The organism is Bartonella sp. AC329YNZD (assembly GCF_042196685.1).
Lineage (GTDB): Bacteria > Pseudomonadota > Alphaproteobacteria > Rhizobiales > Rhizobiaceae > Bartonella.
Map to the genome: position 1 here is coordinate 1 of NZ_JBHIQS010000034.1, position 6,213 is coordinate 6,213.

Consider the following 6,213-nt stretch of genomic DNA (forward strand, 5'->3'; position numbering starts at 1 on the left):
CATACGATCAACGAAATCGCAGATCTAGAAAGCGCTCTCAATGGCAAGATGGCAGCGGATAAAACCTTTACTTTTGCCGATTTAAGGGATATCGAGGGCGCCAAAGATGCCGCAAATAATTATGTTCTCTATAAATCAAGCAATAATAACTTCACCTTTGGCAGTGCTGTCTCACTGTTAGGCGCGCATCAACATAAAACCGAAGATATCGTGGGTCTTGACGATTTTAGAGCCAAGCTTAACGAAGATCTCACAAGCTATGGACGCTTAGCCAGCCCAAATGAATGGAAAAATTACAATAAATTTACCAGCAAAGTGACTATGAGTGGTGCCTTAGAGCTTTTGGGCAATTCGTCGTTGAACCTCATCTATAATGGCAAAGTGGTTACCGATTTAAACACAAACGGAAGCTTGCTTAAAGGACCTTTAAAAGTCGATGGTGATCTTGTTTATACAAAAGCAGAAATAGATATTCTCAAGCAGGAAATTAAAAACATCAAAAAAGATTTGATTAATAAACTCATTATTGCTGATGCTGAATTGCTCTATACGCAAGATGGGAAAATTCAGTGGCCCGATTGGGTAACAGACCAAACTAGGTTAGAAATCCAAGCATGGGGTGGCGGTGGTAGTGGTGGCGGATCGGATACGCCAAGATTAGGAGGAGGTGGCGGCGGTGGCGGTTGTTCAGTCTGGTATGGCTATAAAGCCAGTTTAAAGGATCATGAAGATATCACAATTGGTAAGGGGGGAGCTTCTGTTTCAGGGCGGTATGCAATAGGAAACTCTGGAGGAACAACGACCGTTGGCAAAAATTTTATTACCGCTACAGGAGGACATGGTGGTGGGGGTGCTTATTATAATACATCAAGGGGAAATACTTATTACTATTCAGGCATTGGTGGTGCTGGGGGCATTGGGGAAAATTTTGGTTTAGCAACAGACGGACATCCAGGATTAGCCAAAGGGGGAAATGGTTATGCTGGAACGAGTGGAATTACTGGCAAGATAAGCGGTGATGGCGGTGATGCTGGAGGTGATACATCAAGGGGTGGTCCTGGAGGACTAGCACAACATAACTATACTTCAGGAAAAGGAGGGCGTGGTTTTGGTGGTGGCGGTGCTGGAGCTGTTAGAGATTCCTATACAAGTGGCGCTGGAGTTGATGGCGCTGTCCTTATAAGATTATGGAAAGATTAAATACAAAACTAAAAATAGCACAAGTCAAATGGATAGCTATTGTATAAGCGAGCTTGTATGATTTTTAAATCTTTTTATCACTCTTTCAAAGCCCTTTTAAAGGGCTTTTTGACTGACAGTGTCAGGCTTATGAGAGAGGATGAGTGTTGTTATAGTCTCTTCATTAATGTGGAGAGCAAAATGGCAACAGAATTTAATCATGGTATCCGCCTTGTTGAGGATGGTCAAGCCTCACGACCCTTAGAGATGTTTAGCCAAACCGCCCTTGGGGCGGTTGTTACAGCCCCTGATGCTGATAACCAAGTTTTTCCCCTCAACGAGCCTGTGTTAGTTTTTACACATGAGGGTGAGAAAATCCAAAAGCTTGGGCGAAGGGGCACAGCTCTTGATGTGATTAACGCTGTGCGCGCGCAAGGGATTGAGGCACAAGTGATCCTTGTGCGTGTGGAAGAAAAGTCAACCATTGCTGAGACACAAACCGAAATGGTGGGATCCAATACAGCTTTGACCGGTGTGCATGCCTTAGCGCATGCTAGAGGGCATTTGGGTGTGGAACCTGGAATTCTCTTGGCACCGGCTTATAGTGCAGGGCGGATTGACAATGGCAAAAACCCTGTGGCAGACGCTTTAGAACAGGTTGCAGAAAAGCTACAAGCGATTGCGGTTTTTGATACGGGGGGTAAAAACACGGAAGAAAGTCTTGCTTATCGTGCAGATTTTTCCTCACGCTTTTGTTATTTGATTGATCCCTTTGTACGGGTGGCAAATTCTGATGGAGGTGTGAGTATAAAACCCGCAAGTCCTTTTGCAGCAGCCATGTTTATCAAACGTGACAAGCAAAGGGGCGGTGTTTTTTGGTCTCCTTCCAATCAAGATGTGCATGGCATTTTAGGGACAGCACGCCCCATTAGCTATTTTGATGGGGAAATTGATCATGAGGCAAATCGTCTCAATAAAGCCGATATTGCCACCTTTATTCCCGCGCGCCTTAGTCAAAATGGGCAGGGAGAAGTAGCTTCCAATGGGCGCATTTTATGGGGCAACCATACCACCTCTAGTGATCCGCTTTGGCGTTTTGTCAATGTGGTGCGCACCCGTGCAGCACTGGAAAAAACCATCATCAATAATTTGCGCCCTTGGGCCAATGATGAAAACCTGACTGGTCAACATGTTATTGCCATTACCCGCTCTTTGACCAGCTTTCTTGATGATATGATTGCACGCGGTGCACTGCTTGGTGGGCGGGTTTGGTTTGACCGTGATTTAAATTCCAACAGCAATTTACAACTGGGGAAATTGCGGGTGGAATTTGATGCAGAAGAAGTGCCGCCTCTAGAAGATTTAAGCTTTGGCAGCCGGCGCAATGGAGCTTACTTTAATCGGCTTGCTGAAGATATCCAAAATAAAATGATTTATGCCTTTGGCGATACGCTAGAGGGTTATCGCAAAGCAGCAAGGAGCGACATATGACTTTAAGAATTGTTCGCGGTTTTACCCTGATTGTTGATGATGATGTTAATCTTCATCTTGATCTTGAAACCCTCAAATTACCTACGTTGGAAGAAATCACAGAAACCTATCAACCAGGGGGCTCTGATATGCAGATTGATGTGAGCGGTCTTGGTGTCAAAGCTTTGAGCATGCAAATGAAAATCCGCAGCCATACCCCTGAGGTCATCGGCATCTTTGGTGGTCCTCCTGGTCTTCGTCATAAATTCACTGGCAAAAAACATGTGATCTCTGAAGAAGATGGGCGTGAGCATGAACATTCCATTGATGTGACAGGGCGGTTGGTCAAAGTCGATAGCGAAGGCTTAACGGCTGGAAAAGCGACAGGCTATGATTGCGAGATCAAAAATATTTGGGATTATACGGAATTTTGGGATGGTTCTGTTTTGCATCGCTTTTCCTTTAAACGGGGTGGCTGGCTTGTGCGCAACGGGCAAGAGATCGGTTCTCGCCGCCGCTCTATTCTCAACTTATAAGCTCTCATTATTGATAGGGTTCTCATTTATAGGAATTGATCATGACAAGTTTACAAACCAGCATTGATGTAGAGTTGCAGGTTCCGCTTCCTTATCAGGATAAAGGAGGCAAAGAATCTCTCTGCAAGAAACTGACCTTTTATCGCCCCACTTTTAAGCATGCCAAGCAATTAGCGGTGCTCATTGGACCACAATTGACAGAGCTGCTGCTTCCTGAGTTTGGAGAGCAAAAAACAACTTTGAGCAATGATGTGCTTATCACGAAGCTTTCTCAAGTTTTGTTCACAAGTGAGGCAACAGAAGGCATCACAGCACTTTTGGCTGATATGTCACATGAATCTATTGAATTGATTGATCGAGTTGATGTGATAGATATTGTCGCAATATTGAAGGCTTTTTTTGCTTTTTTTACGCAACGCCAATCCTCTCTGCCAGACAATTTGGGGCAGAACTAGCCCTTTATTATCACTGGGCGCCTTCAGAAATTAATCAGATGGATTGGCTGGATGTGATTGCCTATCGCAGCGAATTAGCACGCCTGAAAGCTCAAGAATATGAAAGCCATCAGTTAGGATAAGAGACGATCATGGATGTTTCCCTTGTTGTGCGTTTTGTCAATCATCTGCAAGAGGGGATAGCTTCTGCTAAGCGAGACTTAAAAGCCTTAAGTGCCGATGTTGCGCATTTCCAAAGCCAGACACGAAAGCATTTTAAAGGGAGGTTTGACTCGGAGCATCTTGAGGATGCGACAAAGAATGCAGAAAATGCTTTTATCCAAGCGCGGGGGCGTATGGTGGGGGCGATTGCGCAAACCAAAACCTTAATTGCCCCCCTTTATAAAGCCATGCAATTTGATCAATCGATGAAGGGCTTGGAAAAGGTTCTGGATGCCCCCCTTAATCGCTTAAAGGAATTGCGCCGTTTTGCGCTTGAAACCTCTACAAAAATCCCTTTGGCTGCTCGTGAAGTCTTAGAATTGATGACCAGTGCTAGCCAAGCAGGGATTGGTGAACAAGATTTAGAAGCTTTTAGCATTTATGCAGCCAAAGCGGCTGTTGCTTTTGATATGACGGGGGATCAGATTGGGGAGCGCTTTGCCAAGTTGCGCAATGTCTTTAAGCTTAATCAAGCAGGCATTGAAGATCTAGGCGATGCCATCAATCATCTCTCTAACCACATGGCGGCAAAGGCCAGTGAGGTGTCTGATTTTACCAATCGTGCCACCGGTGCAGCAACCATGTTTAAGTTGACAGCCCGCGAAACCGCGGCATTTGGTACAGCGATGATTTCTGCTGGGATTGTTCCTGAGAGTGCCGCGCGTGGTTTTAATGCGATGAGTGCGCGCATTCAGGCTGGGGGCAAACATATTGAAGATGCTTTTGCTAATATTGGGCTTTCCCGCGAAAAATTCATGCAAGATCTCGACAAAGATGCCACCGGTACCTTGGTGCGCTTTTTTAATGTGTTGGGCAAATCCGAACAAGGGATGCGTTCGCTGATTGCCATTGCGGGGCGCGATTTTACCGGCGATTTTGCCAAATTGGTGGGTAACCCTGAATTGTTAGGGCAAGCTTTAGATTATGTGAAAGATCCACAAGTCTTTAAAGGCTCGGTAGAACAAGAAGCCGACAAACAAGCAACCGGTGCTATGCGACAATTTGAACTCTTACAAAACCGCATTGTGGCTTTGGGGATTAGCATTGGTGAAGTGCTTCTGCCTCCTCTCAACAGTTTGATGGAAAGTGTTGGGGGATTTGTCAATGGTTTGATGGCATGGGCGAACGCCCATCCTGCTTTAACAAGCGCCATTATCAAAACCATTGCCGCTCTGATGGCTTTTAATATTGCTCTGCGTGTGTTGCGTTTTACTATGGCCGGGACACGCCTTGGGCTTCTTCAATTGATAGGCTCTTTTATCAAGATGGGGGCTGTTAGTCGTGGTCTTTCTGCAAGCTGGCGAGGGCTATTGGCTGCAGGGCGCTCATTGGGTTTAATGGCAGCAGGGCTTGGTGGGAGTGCACTGCGTCTTCTTCGCCCAATGACTTTACTTGTGGGGGCTTTACGAGGGATAGCTGTCTCAGGAAGTGCATTTTCTGCCTCTTTTGGCTTTATTGGGACAGTGATCGAAGTGGTTGGGGCAAGTCTTTCCTCTGTTGTGGGGGGTATTTTTACTCCGATCGGGGCTGTCATTGCTGCTGTTGTGGCTGTCATCCTTGCTGCTGGTTTTGCTTTGTGGAAATACTGGGACCGTTTCTCTTCTTTTGTCAAAGGCTTTGCACGGGGGGTATCTCGGGCTTGGGGGCGTGCCTTTGAAGCCGTCATGCGCTTTTTTGGTGCCGATACTACCACCATAACCAAATGGAAAAACATCATTGCTGCTGCTTTCGACTTCTCTTCCCATTGGCAAAAGTTTAAACAAGGACTTTCCTCTGTTGTCGAGTGGTTTGGCAATTTGTGGGAGGGCATTAAACGAAGCTTTTCCAACTTTTGGCAATGGTTAAAGAGTTTTTTTACACAGGAAAAGCTCTCGGAGAGTGCCAAGGCTGGTATGGAACAAGCGGGCGAAGATCTGGCTAATTCGATTGTCGATGGCTTTATGTCATCTATCTCACAATTGATGGATTTTTGTAAATCTTTGCCCAGCCGCATGAAGGGGTGGATTGGGTCGATTGATGTAAGAGAGTTTTTGCCAAGTTTTTTGGGAGGAAAAACAACCATTCAACCGATTGCACAATTTGCGGGAGCTTCTCCTGTAAATTCATCTGCGAGAGAGCAAAGAGACAAAGACCGTTCCCCCATCACACACAATCAAAATGTCACGGTGCATGTCAATGGGGCGCGTGAACCCATGGCCACTGGTCGTGCGGTTGCCCATGCTTTGCAACGGGCACGCGCTAATGCGCTGCATGGCGGGACAGAATAAGGGGAGGGCGTCTATGAGAGATCCTTTACTGATGTTAGGACCACATCTTTTTTATGTGGACTGGCTGAATTTCCAATCCTTTGAGGAAGAGTTTTCTGCTTCATG

Annotated in this window: 5 protein-coding genes and 1 pseudogene; all 6 read left to right on the top strand. The window is 45.9% G+C overall.

What is annotated here, in order from left to right:
• Positions 1–1,200, top strand: a 1,200-nt coding sequence (locus ACFIMW_RS08580; RefSeq protein WP_375608796.1) for a Bgr_08870 family protein, incomplete at its 5' end; no start/stop codon positions are given.
• Between the two features lie 180 nt (positions 1,201–1,380).
• A complete protein-coding gene (locus ACFIMW_RS08585; protein ID WP_375608795.1) occupies positions 1,381–2,670 on the top strand; it encodes a phage tail sheath C-terminal domain-containing protein in 1,290 nt (429 codons plus the stop codon).
• Positions 2,667–3,185 carry a phage major tail tube protein gene (locus ACFIMW_RS08590; RefSeq protein ID WP_375608794.1) on the top strand — a complete coding sequence of 173 codons (519 nt, stop codon included), beginning with the start codon at positions 2,667–2,669 and terminating at the stop codon, positions 3,183–3,185. Before ACFIMW_RS08585 ends, ACFIMW_RS08590 begins: the two co-directional genes overlap by 4 nt.
• 41 nt (positions 3,186–3,226) lie before the next feature.
• Positions 3,227–3,640 (top strand): hypothetical protein, encoded by a 414-nt coding sequence (locus ACFIMW_RS08595; protein ID WP_375608793.1) that lies wholly within the window; start codon positions 3,227–3,229, stop codon positions 3,638–3,640.
• A gap of 131 nt (positions 3,641–3,771) precedes the next feature.
• The gene (locus tag ACFIMW_RS08600; protein WP_375697393.1) at positions 3,772–6,108 is read left to right on the top strand and encodes a phage tail tape measure protein; all 2,337 of its coding nucleotides are present in this window, start codon (positions 3,772–3,774) and stop codon (positions 6,106–6,108) included.
• Between the two features lie 13 nt (positions 6,109–6,121).
• Positions 6,122–6,213: pseudogene (locus ACFIMW_RS08605) on the top strand (phage tail protein); the annotation flags it as partial.

Bases quoted from the DNA above. Each gene is read 5' to 3' on its own strand.
- ACFIMW_RS08600 (WP_375697393.1), top strand. From the start codon at position 3,772: ATGGATGTTTCCCTTGTTGTGCGTTTTGTCAATCATCTGCAAGAGGGG.
- ACFIMW_RS08595 (WP_375608793.1), top strand. From the start codon at position 3,227: ATGACAAGTTTACAAACCAGCATTGATGTAGAGTTGCAGGTTCCGCTT.
- ACFIMW_RS08585 (WP_375608795.1), top strand. From the start codon at position 1,381: ATGGCAACAGAATTTAATCATGGTATCCGCCTTGTTGAGGATGGTCAA.
- ACFIMW_RS08590 (WP_375608794.1), top strand. From the start codon at position 2,667: ATGACTTTAAGAATTGTTCGCGGTTTTACCCTGATTGTTGATGATGAT.